This is a genomic window from Streptomyces sp. A0958 (genome assembly GCF_004795035.1).
GTDB lineage: Bacteria > Actinomycetota > Actinomycetes > Streptomycetales > Streptomycetaceae > Streptomyces.
Map to the genome: position 1 here is coordinate 122,076 of NZ_SSBK01000004.1, position 16,291 is coordinate 138,366.

10 protein-coding genes and 1 pseudogene are annotated in these 16,291 nt (G+C 72.3%); 6 read left to right on the forward strand and 5 right to left on the reverse strand.

Annotated elements, in window-relative coordinates:
* Window positions 1-319 precede the first annotated feature (319 nt).
* The gene (locus E6P78_RS05790; RefSeq protein ID WP_136202407.1) at window positions 320-1,579 is read left to right on the forward strand and encodes a D-arabinono-1,4-lactone oxidase; all 1,260 of its coding nucleotides are present in this window, start codon (window positions 320-322) and stop codon (window positions 1,577-1,579) included.
* Window positions 1,580-1,588: 9 nt separating this feature from the next.
* On the opposite strand, the gene E6P78_RS05795 is transcribed toward E6P78_RS05790, so the two are convergent.
* Window positions 1,589-2,584: an MASE1 domain-containing protein gene (locus E6P78_RS05795; protein WP_136202408.1), complete on the reverse strand. Its 996-nt coding sequence runs from the start codon at window positions 2,582-2,584 to the stop codon at window positions 1,589-1,591.
* A 67-nt stretch (window positions 2,585-2,651) separates the two neighbouring features.
* Entirely contained in the window at window positions 2,652-3,482 is an 831-nt protein-coding gene (locus E6P78_RS05800; RefSeq protein ID WP_136202409.1) for a PP2C family protein-serine/threonine phosphatase, read from the reverse strand.
* 268 nt (window positions 3,483-3,750) lie between these two features.
* Here E6P78_RS05800 and E6P78_RS05805 point away from each other — a divergent pair, with 268 nt between their 5' ends.
* From E6P78_RS05805 to E6P78_RS05815, 3 genes and pseudogenes are all read left to right on the forward strand, one after another.
* A complete protein-coding gene (locus tag E6P78_RS05805; protein WP_136202410.1) occupies window positions 3,751-4,050 on the forward strand; it encodes a DUF1876 domain-containing protein in 300 nt (99 codons plus the stop codon).
* Window positions 4,051-4,146: 96 nt separating this feature from the next.
* Window positions 4,147-4,782 carry a DUF6629 family protein gene (locus E6P78_RS05810; RefSeq protein ID WP_136202411.1) on the forward strand — a complete coding sequence of 212 codons (636 nt, stop codon included), beginning with the start codon at window positions 4,147-4,149 and terminating at the stop codon, window positions 4,780-4,782.
* A 399-nt stretch (window positions 4,783-5,181) separates the two neighbouring features.
* Window positions 5,182-5,647 (forward strand): annotated as a pseudogene (locus tag E6P78_RS05815) (lamin tail domain-containing protein).
* A gap of 194 nt (window positions 5,648-5,841) precedes the next feature.
* Here the strand turns inward: E6P78_RS05815 and E6P78_RS05820 are convergent.
* From E6P78_RS05820 to E6P78_RS05830, 3 genes are all read right to left on the reverse strand, one after another.
* Complete coding sequence (locus tag E6P78_RS05820; RefSeq protein ID WP_136202412.1) at window positions 5,842-7,917, reverse strand: SpoIIE family protein phosphatase; 2,076 nt, start codon at window positions 7,915-7,917, stop codon at window positions 5,842-5,844.
* A gap of 412 nt (window positions 7,918-8,329) precedes the next feature.
* Window positions 8,330-9,970, reverse strand: a complete 1,641-nt coding sequence (pgm, locus tag E6P78_RS05825) for a phosphoglucomutase (alpha-D-glucose-1,6-bisphosphate-dependent) (RefSeq protein ID WP_136202413.1) — start codon at window positions 9,968-9,970, stop codon at window positions 8,330-8,332.
* 46 nt (window positions 9,971-10,016) lie between these two features.
* Window positions 10,017-10,751: a 4'-phosphopantetheinyl transferase superfamily protein gene (locus E6P78_RS05830; protein ID WP_136202414.1), complete on the reverse strand. Its 735-nt coding sequence runs from the start codon at window positions 10,749-10,751 to the stop codon at window positions 10,017-10,019.
* Between the two features lie 161 nt (window positions 10,752-10,912).
* Here E6P78_RS05830 and E6P78_RS05835 point away from each other — a divergent pair, with 161 nt between their 5' ends.
* Together E6P78_RS05835 and E6P78_RS05840 are read left to right on the forward strand one after the other, a co-directional pair.
* Window positions 10,913-11,395: a GNAT family N-acetyltransferase gene (locus E6P78_RS05835; protein WP_136202415.1), complete on the forward strand. Its 483-nt coding sequence runs from the start codon at window positions 10,913-10,915 to the stop codon at window positions 11,393-11,395.
* Window positions 11,396-11,822: 427 nt separating this feature from the next.
* A complete protein-coding gene (locus E6P78_RS05840) occupies window positions 11,823-16,103 on the forward strand; it encodes a discoidin domain-containing protein (RefSeq protein ID WP_206307732.1) in 4,281 nt (1,426 codons plus the stop codon).
* The last annotated feature ends 188 nt before the right edge of the window (window positions 16,104-16,291 follow it).

Here is a 16,291-nt window from a genome sequence, read left to right on the forward strand (position 1 = left end):
GATGCGCCCTCGCCCGGTGCACGATATCCACACACGTGGCATTTCGCTGGAGTTCCGGTGAAGTTCAGACAGTCGCGGTGATCCCGGACGTGTCCCGTTCCGTACCGGATCTCAGGTTCTGTGCGCACCTGTTGGTATGTGCGACCTCCCCCAATCGGTTGGTGTGCGGATATGTACCTCCGCCTCACCAACTACGGTACGTGGTTACGCGGTTGCGGGCACGGTGTATGGCCCTCTCGCCTCGGGGACGTGTCGTGCCGTCTGGGAGAATGCGGCGTCGGGAGAACGTGCCCGGCCACGAGTGGAAGAGGGACGCACGGTGACCCCCGCGGAGATCAACTGGGCCGGCAACATCACTTTCGGCGCGAGGCGGCTGTGCGTACCGCGGTCGGTCCGCGAGCTGCGCGAGACGGTGGCCGCCTCGGACGCGGTGCGCGCCCTGGGCACCCGGCACTCCTTCAACACGGTCGCCGACACTCCGGGAGACCTCGTCTCGGTCGCTGGGCTCCCGCGCGTCGTCGACATCGACCCGGTGGGGCGAACGGTCACCGTGAGCGCGGGGCTGCGCTTCGGCGAGTTCGCCGCCGAACTGCACGAGCGCGGCTTCGCCCTGCACAACCTGGGCTCGCTCCCGCACATCTCGGCCGCCGGAGCATGCGCCACCGGGACACACGGCTCGGGCGTGGGCAACCGCTCGCTCGCGGGCGCCGTCCGTGCCCTGGACCTGGTGACGGCCGACGGTGGGACGCGGACCCTGCGGCGCGGGGACGCGGACTACGCCGGCGCGGTGGTGTCCCTGGGCGCGCTGGGCGTGGCGACCGCTCTGACGCTGGACATCGTGCCCGCCTTCGACGTACGGCAGTGGGTGTACGAGGACCTGCCCGAGGAGACCCTGACCGCGGGCTTCGACGAGGTGATGTCGGCCGCCTACAGCGTCAGCGTCTTCACCGACTGGAGCCCCGGACCGGTCGGCCAGGTGTGGCTGAAGCAGCGGGTGGGGGACGAGGGAGCGCGGTGGATGCCGGCCGAGTGGCGCGGCGCCCGGCTCGCCGACGGGCCCCGGCACCCGATCCCCGGCGTCCCGGCCGGGAACTGCACCCGCCAGCAGGGCGTACCCGGCCCCTGGCACCGGCGGCTGCCGCACTTCCGGCTGGAGTTCACCCCGAGCAACGGCGACGAGCTCCAGTCGGAGTACTTCGTGGCCCGCCAGGACGCGGCCGCCGCGTACGAGGCCCTGGCCCGGCTGAGGGAGCGGATCTCCCCGGTGCTCCAGGTCTCCGAAATCCGCAGCGTCGCCGGCGACGACCTGTGGCTGAGCCCGGCGTACGGCCGGGACTCGGTGGCGTTCCACTTCACCTGGGTGCCCGACGCGGAGGCCGTCGCGCCGGTCGTCGCGGAGGTCGAGGAGGCCCTCGCGCCGTTCGGCGCCCGCCCGCACTGGGGCAAGGTCTTCAGCACGGCCCCCGAGGTCCTGCGCACGCTGTACGCGCGGTACGAGGACTTCGAGCGGCTGATGGCCCGCTACGACCCGTCCGGCACCTTCCGCAACGCCTTCCTGGACCGGCACTTCCCGGGCTGACGCGCACGCTCAGCGGCTGTCGCGCTCGTCCTTCGCCCGGGACGGCCACGCGGCCGCCGCTCTGCCGGGCGCGAGGCGATCCACCACGTCGGCCAGCTCCTCGCAGGCGCGCTCGATCCGGCGCCGGACGTTCTGCTGCTCGGCGACGATCGCGGCCAGCAGGAGCGCGGTGAGGGCCACCGCCCCGTTCAGGACGGTGAGGTTGATCATGACCTCCACGATGGTGTGGCCCGCGAACGGACCGACCCCGTCCGTTCCCGCCACGATCGCCAGGACGGACACCAGCAGGGCACAGGGCGCACTGCCCGCCAGCTGGAAGCGCAGGGCGGCCCAGACGAGGACGGGGAAGACCAGGTAGAGCATCGACAGCGAGCTGTGGGTGGCCACCACCGTCCCCACGACCGCGACGACCAGCAGCGCCCCGGCCTCCGCCCACCGGTCCGAGAGCCGGGGCATCCGCACCCGGCGCAGCACCAGCAGGACGGGGGTGACCACGAGCACCCCCATGGCGTCGCCGGCCCACCAGGCGGCCCAGACCGACCAGAAGGCGCTGAGGGGCAGCTTCCCGTCCACCACGAGCATCAAGGTCCCCGCGGTCGCGCTGACCACCATGCCGGCCATCGCCCCGAGGAACACCAGGACGACACCGTCGCGCAGCCGGTCCAGCTCCTTGCGGAAACCGGCCCTGCGCAGCAGCAGGTACGCGCACAGCGGGGCGAGTGTGTTGCCCGCCACGACGGCCACGGTGGACGGTGTCACCGCCCCGCCGAGCCCGGCGACGGCGAGCAGTGCGCCGAGCGCGATCCCCGGCCAGCTGCGCGGCCCCAGGCAGAGCAGGCAGCTCAGGGCGATCCCGGTCGGCGGCCACAGCGGCGTGACCGTCGCACCGTGCACGGTCACCTGCCGCAGCAGCCCCACGCGGGCCGCCCCGTAGTAGACGGCGGCGACGACCAGGAGGCGCAGGGCCGCCATGACGTGCCGGCGGGTCTTCTCACTGCGGATCACGGTCCTCATCAGACACCGGCCCCGTGGCGGACGGCGGCGTGACACGCATGCGCGGCCGGTGGCCGCCTCACCCCGGGGCGGCCGCGACGTCCTCGTGCCGCAGGACGAGCACCGCGGCGTCGTCCTCGTGCCCGGTGCGCCCGGCGGAGCCCAGGATCGCGTCGGCCAGCGCGTCCGCGTCGTCACCCACCCGGGAGCGCACCAGCCGCACCACCTCGTCCAGCCCTTCGTCCAGGGGGTAGGACGGGCCCTCCACCACTCCGTCGGTCAGGAGCACGAACGCGCCGTCGGAGGTGAGCCGGCGGGTGGTGACCGGATACTCCACACCGGCCTGGACCCCCAGCGGCAGCCCGCCCTCGTCGCTCGTGGTGCCTGCCCGGCCGTCGGCGGTGGCCCACACCGCGGCCACATGACCGGCCCGGGCGCTCTGCAGTTCCCGGGTGTCCGGGTCGAGACGGACGAACGTGCAGGTGGCGAGCAGGCTGGAATCCGCGGCGAGCAGCAGGTCGTTGGTGCGGCGCACGACCTCGCCCGGATCGGCCGCGGCCACCGCGAGGGCGCGCATCGCGATGCGGATCTGGCCCATGAAGGCGGCCGCCTCGACGTCATGGCCCTGTACGTCGCCGATCGCGAAGGCGAGCGAACCGTCGGGGAGCACGAACCCGTCGTACCAGTCGCCGCCGATGTCCAGACCGTTGCGCGCGGGTGTGTACCGGGCGGCGGTGCGCAGGCCGGGCAGCGAGGGCAGACCTGGCGGCAGCATCTCCCGTTGCAGCGCCTCGGCCAGCTCCACCCGCGCCTGGTGCAGCTCCACCTCGCGGCGGGCCCGGGAGGTCAGGTCCTGGAGGGTGATGAGCAGCTCTTCGGCGCTGGCCGACCGGGGAGTACGCCGGTTCATGGGCCGCTCCGCAGGGCTGGGGGTGGTGAGCCGCACCCCGAAGTCGTCGGTCGGGGCGCACGAGCCGGGTCGAGGCGCGGGGGCCGATGCCGCCGGGCTGCCGCGGTCGTCGCTGGGTCCGCATCGCTCTGTCCGCATCCTATTTCGGCGGGGGGCCGCGCGCAGGCCGGGGCGGCGGGCGGGCAGCGGCGGCCGGTTGGGGGGATGCTGGAGGCGGACCCGTGCGGCGGCCCGCGCCCGCCGGCCGGTGCGGGCCGGGAGGTATGCGATGAACCGCACGCTGGAATGGACGGTGCGTGTCGAGCTGTCCGAGCAGGACGGGACGACCAGGGCCGAGGCGGTGCTGGACACGGGCTCGGCGAAACTCACCGGCCAGGGCATCGCCCGTTGCAGCCCGCAGGACCCGGACGTGCCCACCATCGGGGACGAGGTCGCGGCGAGCCGCGCGATGCACGATGTCGCCGGTCAGCTGATGAGCGTGGCCGACCGCGCGCTGGGCCAGGCAGGCGCGGGCCGCGCGGACGGCCCCGCGCAGCCGCCCTACGCCTGGTCGGACGCCTCGGCCTGAGCGCCGGGCCCGCCGCCGGCCGCGGAAGTCCCGTAGCGTGAGCGGACCAGCGGCAGGCGTGGCGCCGGCCGGCGGAGACGACCCCCGGGTGGCCCCATGTGCTGGAGCGCGACCGCCGACCTGGTCGCCGGTACCGCGGTGGCCGCGATCGGCGTGGCCTGCGTGGCGCGTACGCGACGGGTCCGGGATCTGCCGCTCGCGGCCCTGCCCGTGGTCCTCGGGGCGCACCAGATCATCGAGTCCGCGGTCTGGCGCGCGGACGGCGGGGGCGGCCCGGCTACCGTGGCCTGGGCGGTCATCGCCCTGCCACTGCTGCCGCTGTGGGTGCCGCTCGGCGTACTGTCCGCCGCCCCTGCTCACGCCCGGCGACGCCTCGCCGCACCCGTGGCGGTCGGGGCGGCGACCTGCGCCGTCCTCGCGTACAGCCTGGCGACCCGGCCGGTGACCGCGCAGGTGCGCGGCCACACCCTCGGCTATGCGCTGGACCTGCCGCATCCGCGCCTGCTGGTCGCGGGCTACCTGCTGGCCACCGTCGGCGCCCTGCTCCTGTCCGGCGACCGGCGGCTCGCCTGGCTCGGCGTGCTCGTCGCGGGCGGGGCGGCGGTGTGCGCGGCACTGTGGCGGCTGGAGTTCATCTCCACCTGGTGCGCGTTCGCCGCTGTGTGCTCGGTGGTCCTCCTCGGCTGGTCCGGCCGGCCCGACGCGTCCGCGCCGCGGAAACCGGCCCGGTAGGGGAGAGGCCCGCTCGCCGGCTGTTCGAGGGAACACCCGTGCCCTCTTCCGGCGGTAGCGGAACGGGCGTTCAGGTGCGGGGGCGGGCCGTTTGTTACGTACGCGGGGGCCCGCCCGCGGCCCCCGCGTACGAGGAGGGGACGGGGCCACCCGTGCGGACGCCCCTCTCGGCCCGGCGGCGTACGGCTGGTTGCGGCGGACGGGAACCGACAGGTACCCGCAGGTTTCCCTACATGCCGACTACGGTCGCGTGTGACGGAAATGTCCGCACTTCGTAACACGCTCCGCCGCGGTCCCCACGCGGACCGTGACAGGTCCAAGGTATGGCTCCCGGCATCACGCCGGGACCGAACAACCGCCCGGACCCCACCGGCCCGGGCCTGCACCTGAGGGGTCTTCATGTCCCGTTTCGCACGGCGGATCACCGCCGCCGCTCTCGCTTCCGGCGCACTGGGCCGCCGCCGCGCTCCCGGCGGCCGCCGACGGCCACGGCCGCGGTCACGCCCCGCGCCCCACCGTCGTCCTGGGCAAGATCCAGTACGACAGCCCCGGTCGTGACAACGGCTCGAACCGGAGCCTGAACGCCGAGTGGGTCACCGTCACGAACACCGGCCGGCAGGCCGTGAACCTGCGCGGCTGGACGCTCAGCGACGAGAGCCACCGCACCTACCGCTTCGACCTGCGGCTGGCCGGCCGCTCCTCGGTGCGGGTGCACACCGGCGTCGGCCGCGACACCCGCCACGACGTCTACCAGGACCTGCGCCGCTACGTCTGGGACAACAGCGACACGGCGACCCTGCGGGACGCGCACGGCCACAAGGTCGACTCCAAGTCCTGGGGCCACCACCACGGCCCCCGTCGCTGACCTGACAGTGCCGGCCGCCCGAACCAGGGGCCGCCACCGGTGACCCGACCCGCGGCGCACCCCGGCCCACCAGGCCGCGGTGCGCCGCACCCGTGTCGGGTGCGGCCGGCCGCGGGAGGTGTCCGTGCGCCTGCGCCCATACTCCGTCCGCCCGCGCCGTGCGGGCGGAGCCGGCCCCTGGTGGTGCCGGGCCGTCAGGCCCCTTCGCCCGCCGGGATCTCCTGCTCGGTCCACAGCGCCTTGCCGTCGGTGCTGTAGCGGGTGCCCCAGTGGTTGGCGAGCTGCGAGACGATGAACAGGCCGCGCCCGCCCTCGTCGATCGTGCGTGCGTGGCGCAGGTGCGGGGCCACCGGGCTGGTGTCGTGGACCTCGCAGGTGAGAGTGCGCTCCAGCATGACCCGCAGTTGCAGCGGCGGTGTGCCGTAGCGGACGGCGTTGGTGATCAGCTCGCTCACGATCAGTTCGGTCGCCTCGATGGTGTCCTCGTCCAGGTTCCAGCCCTCCAGCCGGTCCCGGACCAGGGTGCGGGCGACGGCCGGCGTGGTCCGGTCGTGGGCCAGTTCCCAGGTCGCCACCCGCTCCGGCGGCACCACACCGGTCCGGGCGAGCAGCAGCGCGGCCCCGTCCGGGTCGGCCTCGGCCGGCAGGTTGTACACGATGGCGTCGCACAGCTCCCGCAGCGGGCGGTCGGGGAAGGCCAGGGCGTCCTGAGCCCGCTCCACCGACGGCTCGTCGCACAGCAGCGACCCCGTGAGGAACGCCAGCACGCTGCCCTCGTCCAGCTGGACCGAGCCGGTCGCGAAGGGCGCGCTGTCCTCGGAGAAGAGCGCGGGCCCCTCCGGGACGTCCAGGGCGAGCGGGCTGCCGTCGGGGGCGACGACGACCGGTGCGGGATGTCCGGCCCGCGCCAGCGTGCAGACCCGGGTGAACGGGTCGTAGACCGCGTACAGGCACGTCGCGGTCAGCGGCTGGCGGTGCAGCGAGTCGCCGGGCGGCAGCGACCGGCGCTCCTCCACCAGCCGGTCGGCCGTGTCGTTGAGCCGGGCCAGCACTTCGTCGGGTTCCAGGTCGAGACCCGCCAGCGCGTGGATGACGGTGCGCAACTGGCCCATGGTGATGGCGGTCTGCAGCCCGTGCCCGGCCACGTTGCCGATGATCAGCGCGGTGCGCGCGCCGGAGAGCCCGATGGTGTCGAACCAGCAGCCGCTGTTGCGTCCCGGCAGCAGGACGTGCGCGGTCTCGATGGCGACCCGGGCGCCGTCGCGCTGGGGCAGGAGCCGGCGCTGGACGGTCGAGGCGATCACGTGCTCGCGGGCGTAGCGCAGCGCGTTCTCGATGCTCAGGGCCGCGTGGGCGGCCGCGGTCAGCGCGAGGGTGAGGTCGTGCTCGTTGTACGGGTCGCCCCGGCGCCGGTACAGGCTCAGCAGGCCGAGCACGGCGCCGTGCAGCTTCAGCGGGGCCACGATCAGGGAACGCGCGCCGGTCTCCTCGACCGTCCGCCGGGTGGCCGGGTCCGCGTCCAGCCACGGGGTGTCCGGGCCCAGCTCGACGATCCGGGACCGCAGATCGGTGACGGCGAGGGCGAACGGGGTGGCCTCGGGCAGCCGGCGCAACTCACCGACCAGGTTGTCCGCGTTCGTCCCCGTCCCGCGCACGGCGGCCCGGCGCAGCGGGACATCCCGACGCAGCGGGCTGAGCGGCGGATCGGCGCCGCGCAGCACCTCGTCCACCACCTCGACCACGGCCAGGTCGGCGAACTCGGGCACCAGCGCCGAGACGAGCCCCTCGCAGGTCGCCGCCACATCGAGGGAGTGGCCCACCCCTCTGCGTACGGCCGCGAGCACGTCCACCCGGACGTGCGCCTTCTCCCGTTCGTTGACGTCGACCACGGCCGCCAGCACGCCGAGCGGCCGCCCGTCGGAGGCGTCCAGGCGGTGCAGGGTGACCGTCAGGCTGCGGGAGGGGCCCGAGGACTGCGCGAGGCGGCCCCGGATGACGTGGTCGAGCACGGGCGCGCCGGTCTTCAGCACCTGGCGAAGCATCCGGTCGGCCGCCTCGGGATCGTCCAGGTGGTACGCCTCGGTGAAGTGCAGGCCCACGATCCGCTCGGCATTCGCCGCCTCGGTCAGGGTGTTGACGCGCACCACCCGCAGATCCGTGTCCAGGACGTGCAGACCGACCGCGGACTGGCTGAAGAGGGTGTCCAGGAGCGCCCCCGCCATGCCGTCGTCCGCGACCGCACCGGGGGCCGTTGTACCGGTGTCCGACACGTCGCACCCCCAACAGGCTCCGCCACCCCTGACGATCGGCAGCTCTGCGGACAGCCTGCGGGACTCCGGGTCCGGCCCGCCACCGCGCTGCGGCGAACGGGTGAGACGGTGGCCGTACGGGACGGCGGGCGGCGGCAGCCCTTCCGGGACCGGCCGTCACTGGTCATGGCCGCGGCCACTACACGCGTACGGTCGTCGCCGCTGGGACTGGCGCGGCGGGGCCCTCACCCGGCGCCGGACCTTCGGCGCCAGCAGCTCGACCAACACCGGCCGCGGCTACGACGGCCGGGGCAACCACCAGCGGGCAGTCCGGTGATCTCCGGCGACCGCTCCGAGTCCCACGGTGTCGACGCCCTGACCGGGCGCCCGCCCCTCCCGGCGCACCGGTGCCGGGAGGGGCGGGCCCGCCGGATCAGGCCTCCAGCGCCGCCGAGACCACCGCCTTGGCCTCCTCCTGGACCTGGCCGAGGTGCTCGGCGCCCCGGAAGGACTCCGCGTAGATCTTGTAGACGTCCTCGGTGCCCGAGGGGCGGGCGGCGAACCAGGCGTTCTGCGTCGTCACCTTGATCCCGCCGATCGCGGCCCCGTTGCCCGGCGCCGAGGTCAGCACGGCGGTGACCGGCTCGCCGGCGAGGGTGTCCGCGCTGACCTGCTCGGGGGAGAGACGCGCCAGCACCGCCTTCTGCTCGCGGTCCGCCGGCGCGTCGATCCGCGCGTAGGCCGGTTCGCCGAACCGGGCGGTCAGCGCGGCGTAGTGCTGGGACGGCGACCGGCCCGTGACCGCGAGGATCTCGGAGGCGAGCAGGGCGAGCAGGATGCCGTCCTTGTCGGTCGTCCACACCGAGCCGTCGCGGCGCAGGAACGAGGCCCCGGCCGACTCCTCGCCGCCGAAGCCCAGCGATCCGTCGGCCAGCCCGTCCACGAACCACTTGAAGCCGACCGGCACCTCGACCAGTTCCCGGCCGAGATCCGCGGCGACCCGGTCGATCATGCCGGACGACACCAGGGTCTTGCCGACGCCCGCCCCGGACGGCCAGCGGTCCCGGTGCGCGTACAGGTAGTTGATGGCGACGGCGAGATAGTGGTTCGGGTTCATCAGCCCGGCGTCCGGGGTGACGATGCCGTGCCGGTCCGCGTCGGCGTCGTTGCCGGTGGCGATCTGGAAGCGGTCGCTCTGCCCGATGAGCGAGGCCATCGCGTACGGCGACGAGCAGTCCATCCGGATCTTGCCGTCCCAGTCCAGCGTCATGAACCGCCAGGTGGGGTCGGTCAGCGGATTGACCACCGTCAGGTCGAGCCGGTGCTGCTCGGCGATCCGGCCCCAGTAGGCGACCGACGCCCCGCCGAGCGGGTCGGCGCCGATCCGCACACCGGCCTCGCGGACCGCGTCCAGGTCGAGCACGGAGGGCAGGTCCGACACGTAGCTGCCCAGGAAGTCGTACCGGCCGGTCGTGGGGGCCGCCAGCGCCCGGGTGTACGGGATGCGGCGCACGTCCTTGAGGCCGCCGGTGATGATCTCGTTCGCCCGGTCCTGAATCCAGCCGGTCGCCTCCGACCCGGCCGGGCCGCCGCTCGGCGGGTTGTACTTGAACCCGCCGTCGCCCGGCGGGTTGTGGGACGGGGTGACCACCACCCCGTCCGCCAGTCGCGAGGTGCGGCCCCGGTTGTAGGTGAGGATGGCGTGCGAGACGGCGGGCGTGGGGGTGTAGCCGTCCTCGGAGTCGATGAGCACGCTCACGTCGTTGGCGGCGAACACCTCCAACGCGGTGACCCGGGCGGGCTCCGACAGGGCGTGGGTGTCGGCCCCGAGGAACAGCGGCCCGTCGGTGCCCTGCTGTGCCCGGTACTCGCTGATGGCCTGGCTCGTGGCCGCGATGTGGTCCTCGTTGAAGGCGGTGGCCGTCGACGAACCGCGATGTCCGGAGGTGCCGAACGCCACCCGCTGGCCGGGCTCGGCCGGGTCGGGGTGCAGCGCGTAATACGCCGTCACCAGCCGTGCCACATCGGTCAGGTCCTCGGGGCGCGCCTGCTGTCCGGCTCGTGCGTGCGGCATCTGCCACTCCTCCGTATCGGTCGGTCGGTGCGATCTGCCCGTGCGGTCATTTTCGCCGGTCGTGGCCGTGGACGGGTGCCCGCCCCGCCGTGCCGACGGCGACCGCCGCCGCGTACCCGGCGGGGACGGCGACATCCGTGACGTCCCAGCCCGGCGGGCCCAGGGGGCGCGGGCCGGTGCCCACGTGCTCGCGGTACAGGCCGCCCGCCAGGCCGACGCCCTCACCCTTGAGGTACGCCTCCTTGCGGGTCCACACCCGGGCGAAGGCGGCGGGCCGTTCCGCCTCCGGCAGTGCGGCCAGCTCCTCGGCCTCGGCCGGATGCAGCTGCCCGGTGATCTCGGCCACGATCCTGGCCTCGGGGACGTGTTCGACGTCCACCCCGACCGGTGCGTCCGCGAAGGCCAGCAGGGCGACGCCCCGGGTGTGCGAGAGCGAGAAGTGCACCCCGCCGCCGGTCGCGGGCCGGCCGTGCGGGCCGCCGCAGGTCGGGCAGGGCTCCCGCGTCAGCCGCACCGCCGCCGGGGCGACCCCTTGCAGCACGCCGAGGAGCACGCGCAGCGCCACATGCGCGGCCGTGTAGCAGTCGCGGTCGGGCTGGAAGACCAGCCTCTCCGCCCGGGCGAGCTCCGAGTCGTCGAGGACACCGGGAGCCAGCCGCCGGGCCGCCCCGACGGACCGGTCCGTGTCCACGAGCCACAGGGAGGGGACGCCGGGCCGCCAGGACGGGGCGGGCCCCCGGTAGCCGTCCTCGGTCAGTGCGAACTCGTGGGGCTGGTACACCGTTACGTCGTTTCCTCGGCAGGGGGCGGGCGCCGTGAGCGGACAGCGACGGCGGCGGGGCGCTCTTATCCTATGGAGGTCCGGACCGCGCCCGACGTATGTTCGATCACCGTGTGGCCGACCTCCCCCCAGGTCGTGGCCCTTCGGACAGGAGACAACGCATGTCGTCGGTCAGCCGCCCCGTCCTGCTGCGGGAGGCCCGCGCGGAGGACGCCGTCCCCCTCACCCGCCTCTTCCTCGCCTCCCGCGCCGCCGCCATGCCGTATCTGGCGCGGGTGCACAGCGACGAGGCGACCCTCGCCTGGATGACCCATGTGGTGCTGCCCGGCACCGATGTCCGGGTGGCCGAGATCCCCGAGGACGGGGGTGGGGCGCAGGTGGCCGGTTTCGTCTCGCTCGACGGCACGGAGCTGGAGCACCTCTACATCGCCCCCGGTCTGCGACGCCGTGGCATCGGCTCGCTCCTGCTGGACGCGGCCAAGCGGAGCGGCCCCGAGGAGCTCACCCTGTACACCTTCCGGCGCAACACGGGCGCCCGGGCCTTCTACGAGCGCCACGGGTTCACCGCGGTGGCGTTCGACGACGGCAGCCGCAACGAGGAGAAGGAACCGGACGTGCGCTACCGGTGGCGTCGCTCCGGGTGAGCCCTTCCGGCTGAGCCGAAGCGCGCCACGGAACGGAAGGACGAAGGGCGGGGTCCGCAGTCGTGGGCCCCGCCCTTCGTCGTGCCCGCACCGTCCGCTCCCCGCCCCTTGCGACCACCCCTCTCAACTGGCACCTTTCAGCGGCTTGCGTAGCTGCGCAAATTCCTTGCGGGAACCGGACGTTGCCGCTTGCGTGGGCGACGTGTCACCAAATGCCCCTGTTGTCAGGCGGGTTGACCCGGGCGATGTGGGCGCGTCCGGTTGCCTTCTTCTGCCGGAACGGTGGACTCCCCGTCAATTCTCTGCAACTCTCTGACCGCAAAACGCAAAAGGTCATCCTGTCGGTGCAGGAATTCATGTACTGGCAGGTTCGCAGATTGAGCCGCGCCTCGGCCGCCCCTGCGCCGAGGCCGCAGATCGGGGACACATGAGAACGCGACGATGGAGATGGCGGGTCCTTTCCGCGACCGTCTCCACCAGCCTGATGATGGTCGCCTGGCCGGCGCTGAACGCCTCGGCCGCCGCCGGCCCGAACATCGCCGCAGGCCACCGGGCGGCCGCGAGCAGTGGGAAGTCCGCCGGGAACATCGCCGACGGACAGCAGTCGACCTACTGGGAGGGGTCCGGCACCTCCCTGCCCCAGTGGGTGCAGAGCGACCTGGGCAAGGTCACCCGCATCGACCAGGTCACGCTGAAGCTGCCCGCCGACTGGGCGACCCGCCGCCAGACGCTCTCCCTCCAGGGCAGCATCGACGGCACCAGCTTCTCCACGCTGAAGACCTCCGCCGCCTACACCTTCGCGCCGGGCGACTCAAACAAGGTCACCATCAGCTTCCCGGCCACCCAGGCCCGGTTCGTACGGGCCGACATCACCGCGAACACCGCGTCCAAGAACGGACAGCTGGCCGAGCTGGAGGTCCGGGCGGCGGCGGAGTCCTCGGTGAACCTCGCCGCCGGGCGCACGCTCACGGCCAGCAGCTACACCCAGACCTACATCGCCGCCAACGCCAACGACGGCAACCCGGCCAGCTACTGGGAGAGCCGCAACAACGAACTGCCGCAGTGGATCCAGGCCGACCTCGGCTCGTCCGTACGGGTCGACCGCCTGGTGCTGCGCCTGCCGGACGGCTGGGAGACCCGCAGCCAGACGCTGAAGATCCAGGGCAGCACCAACGGCTCGGACTTCACCGACCTGACGCAGTCCAAGGCGTACACCTTCAGCCCCACGGCCGGCGAGACGGCGACGATCACCTTCGACGCCACGACCACCCGCTACGTGCGCGTCCTGATCAGCGCCAACACCGTCCAGCCCGGCGCCCAGCTCTCCGAGCTGGAGATCTACGGCCCCGCGTCCGGTGACACCCAGGCGCCGAGCGCGCCGACGCAGCTGGCGTACACCGAACCGGCCACCGGACAGATCCGGCTGACCTGGAAGCCGTCGAGGGACGACACCGCCGTCACCGGCTACGACATCTACGCCGACAACACCCTGCTGACCAGCGTGGCCGGTGACGTCACCAGCTACACCGACACCCAGCCCGCCGGCACCACCGTGTCGTACTACGTCCGGGCCAAGGACGCGGCGGGCAACGTCTCGGGCAACAGCAACACCGTGACCCGCAGCGGAAGCACCGGCGACACCCAGGCGCCCACCGCACCGGCGAACCTGACCTTCACCGAGCCGGCCTCCGGGCAGATCAAGCTGGCCTGGCAGGCATCCACCGACAACAAGGCCGTCACCGGCTACGACATCTACGCCAACAACGTGCTGCGCAAGAGCGTCGCGGGCGATGTCACCACCTACACCGACACCCAGCCCGCCGGCACCACCGTGTCGTACTACGTCCGGGCCAAGGACGCGGCGGGCAACGTCTCGGGCAACAGCAACACCGTCACCCGCAACGGCAGCACCGGCGCGGCCTCCAACCTCGCCGTCGGCAAGCCCATCGCCGCCTCCTCCGTGGTCCACACGTTCGTCGCGGAGAACGCCAACGACAACCAGCTCTCCACCTACTGGGAGGGTGCCGGCGGCAGCTACCCCAACACCCTCACGGTGAAGCTGGGCGCCAACGCCGACACCCAGAGCGTCGTCGTCAAGCTCAACCCGGACAGCAGCTGGGGGGCCAGGACCCAGAACATCCAGGTCCTCGGCCGTGAGCAGAGCGCCTCGTCCTTCACCAGCCTGGCCGCGGCCAAGGACTACATGTTCAGCCCCGGCAGCGGCAACGCGGTGACCATCCCGGTCGACGCCAGGGTCGCCGACGTCCAGCTGAAGTTCACCTCCAACACCGGCGCGCCCGCCGGCCAGGTCGCGGAGTTCCAGGTGCTGGGCGCCCCCGCCCCCAACCCGAACCTCCAGGTCAGCGCCCTGACGGCGAACCCGGCCGCACCGGTCGAGTCGGACCGGGTCACGCTCACCGCGACAGTGCGCAACACCGGCGCCCTCGCCGCTCCGGCCGGCAAGCTCGAATTCCGGCTCGGCGGCTCCAAGGTCGCCACCGCCTCCGTGGGCACGCTCGCCGCCGGGGCCTCCACCCAGGTCAGCGCCGACATCGGGGCGCTCGACGCGGGCACGTACACCCTCAGTGCCGTGGCCGACCCGGACAACGAGATCATCGAGCAGAACGAGACCGACAACACCTACACCAGCTCGACCGCGCTCGTCGTCAAGCCGGTCGCCAGCTCCGACCTGGTGCTCTCGGCGGTCACCACCTCACCGTCCGCCCCGGCCGAGGGCGACAACGTCACCTTCTCCGTCGCCATCAAGAACCAGGGCACGGTCGCGTCCGCCTCGGGCGGCCACGCCGTCACCCTGACCCTGCTCGACTCCAAGGGCGCCACGGTGAAGACCCTCACCGGCAGCTACAACGGCGCGATAGCCGCGGGTGCCACGAGCGCCCCGGTGAACCTGGGCTCGTGGACGGCGGCCAACGGCTCGTACACCGTGAAGACGGTGATCGCGGACGACGCCAACGAACTCCCGGTCAAGCGCGAGAACAACACAGCCAGCAGCTCGTTCTTCGTCGGGCGCGGTGCCAACATGCCGTACGACACCTACGAGGCGGAGGACGCGGTCACCGGCGGCGGAGCGAAGGTCGTCGGGCCGAACCGGACCGTCGGCGACATCGCGGGCGAGGCCTCGGGCCGCAAGGCGGTCACGCTCAACGACACCGGCAACTACGTCGAGTTCACCACGAGGGCCAGCACCAACACCCTGGTGACCCGCTACTCCATCCCGGACTCCGCGGGCGGCGGCGGCATCGACTCCAAGCTGAACATCTATGTCGACGGCACCTTCCTCAAGGCCATCGACCTCACCTCGAAGTACGCGTGGCTGTACGGCGCCGAGACCGGCCCCGGAAACTCCCCGGGCGCGGGCTCGCCGCGGCACATCTACGACGAGGCGAACGTGATGCTGGGCCGGACCGTCCCGGCGGGCAGCAAGATCCGGCTCCAGAAGGACGCGGCCAACACCAGCACCTACGCGATCGACTTCGTCGGCCTGGAGCAGGCCACACAGATCGCCAACCCGGACCCGGCCGCCTACACCGTCCCCACCGGCTTCACCCACCAGGACGTCCAGAACGCCCTGGACAGGGTGCGGATGGACACCACGGGCAAGCTGGTGGGCGTCTACCTGCCGGCCGGCGACTACGAGACCGCGAGCAAGTTCCAGGTCTACGGCAAGGCCGTCAAGGTCATCGGGGCGGGGCCCTGGTACACCAGGTTCCACGCGCCCTCGACGCAGGAGAACACCGACATCGGCTTCCGGGCCGAGGCCAGTGCCAAGGGCTCGACGTTCGCGAACTTCGCGTACTTCGGGAACTACACCTCGCGCATCGACGGACCGGGCAAGGTGTTCGACTTCTCCAACGTCTCCGACATGGTCATCGACAACATCTGGAACGAGCACACGGTGTGCCTCTACTGGGGTGCCAACACCGACAGCATCACCATCAAGAACTCCCGCATCCGTGACACGTTCGCCGACGGCATCAACATGACCAACGGCTCGACCGACAACCACGTCGTCAACAACGAGTCGCGGTCCACCGGAGACGACAGCTTCGCGCTGTTCTCGGCGATCGACTCCGGTGGCTCGGACATGAAGAACAACGTCTACGAGAACCTCACCTCGCTGCTGACCTGGCGCGCGGCCGGTGTCGCCGTCTACGGCGGCTACGACAACACCTTCCGCAACATCCGCATCGCGGACACCCTGGTCTACTCCGGGATCACCGTCAGCTCGCTGGACTTCGGCTACCCGATGAACGGCTTCGGGACCACTCCGACGACGATCGAGAACGTCTCCGTGGTCCGCTCCGGCGGTCATTTCTGGGGGACGCAGACTTTCCCCGGGATCTGGCTGTTCTCCGCCTCCAAGGTCTTCCAGGGCATCCGGATCAACCACGTCGACATCGTCGACCCGACGTACAGCGGCATCATGTTCCAGACCAACTACGTGGGAGGCCAGCCGCAGTTCCCGATCAAGGACACGGTCCTGACCGACATCTCCATCTCCGGCGCCCGCAAGAGCGGTGACGCCTTCGACGCCAAGTCCGGCTTCGGACTGTGGGCCAACGAGATGCCCGAGTCCGGCCAGGGGCCCGCCGTCGGCGAGGTCACCTTCAACGGCCTCAAGCTCAGCGGCAACGCCCAGGACGTGAAGAACACGACGTCCACCATGAAGATCAACATCAACCCGTAACAAGCACCGCATACAGGGGCGCCGTCCGGTCCGCCGGGCGGCGCTCCGTGCTGCGCGCACGCGGAATCCCGCATGCCGCGTGCGGAGGACTGTCAAACTTTTACGAAAACTGCGCGAGATATTGCGTTCACATGTCGACGCTGGTTGAGTGTGCCTCGCCCCGGCAGTCAGTCGGCCGAGGGCCATCC

Coding starts and splice junctions, on each gene's coding strand:
- E6P78_RS05840 (WP_206307732.1), top strand. CDS start 11,823: ATGAGAACGCGACGATGGAGATGGCGGGTCCTTTCCGCGACCGTCTCC.
- E6P78_RS05835 (WP_136202415.1), top strand. CDS start 10,913: ATGTCGTCGGTCAGCCGCCCCGTCCTGCTGCGGGAGGCCCGCGCGGAG.
- E6P78_RS05800 (WP_136202409.1), bottom strand. CDS start 3,482: ATGAACCGGCGTACTCCCCGGTCGGCCAGCGCCGAAGAGCTGCTCATC.
- E6P78_RS05805 (WP_136202410.1), top strand. CDS start 3,751: ATGAACCGCACGCTGGAATGGACGGTGCGTGTCGAGCTGTCCGAGCAG.
- pgm (WP_136202413.1), bottom strand. CDS start 9,970: ATGCCGCACGCACGAGCCGGACAGCAGGCGCGCCCCGAGGACCTGACC.
- E6P78_RS05810 (WP_136202411.1), top strand. CDS start 4,147: ATGTGCTGGAGCGCGACCGCCGACCTGGTCGCCGGTACCGCGGTGGCC.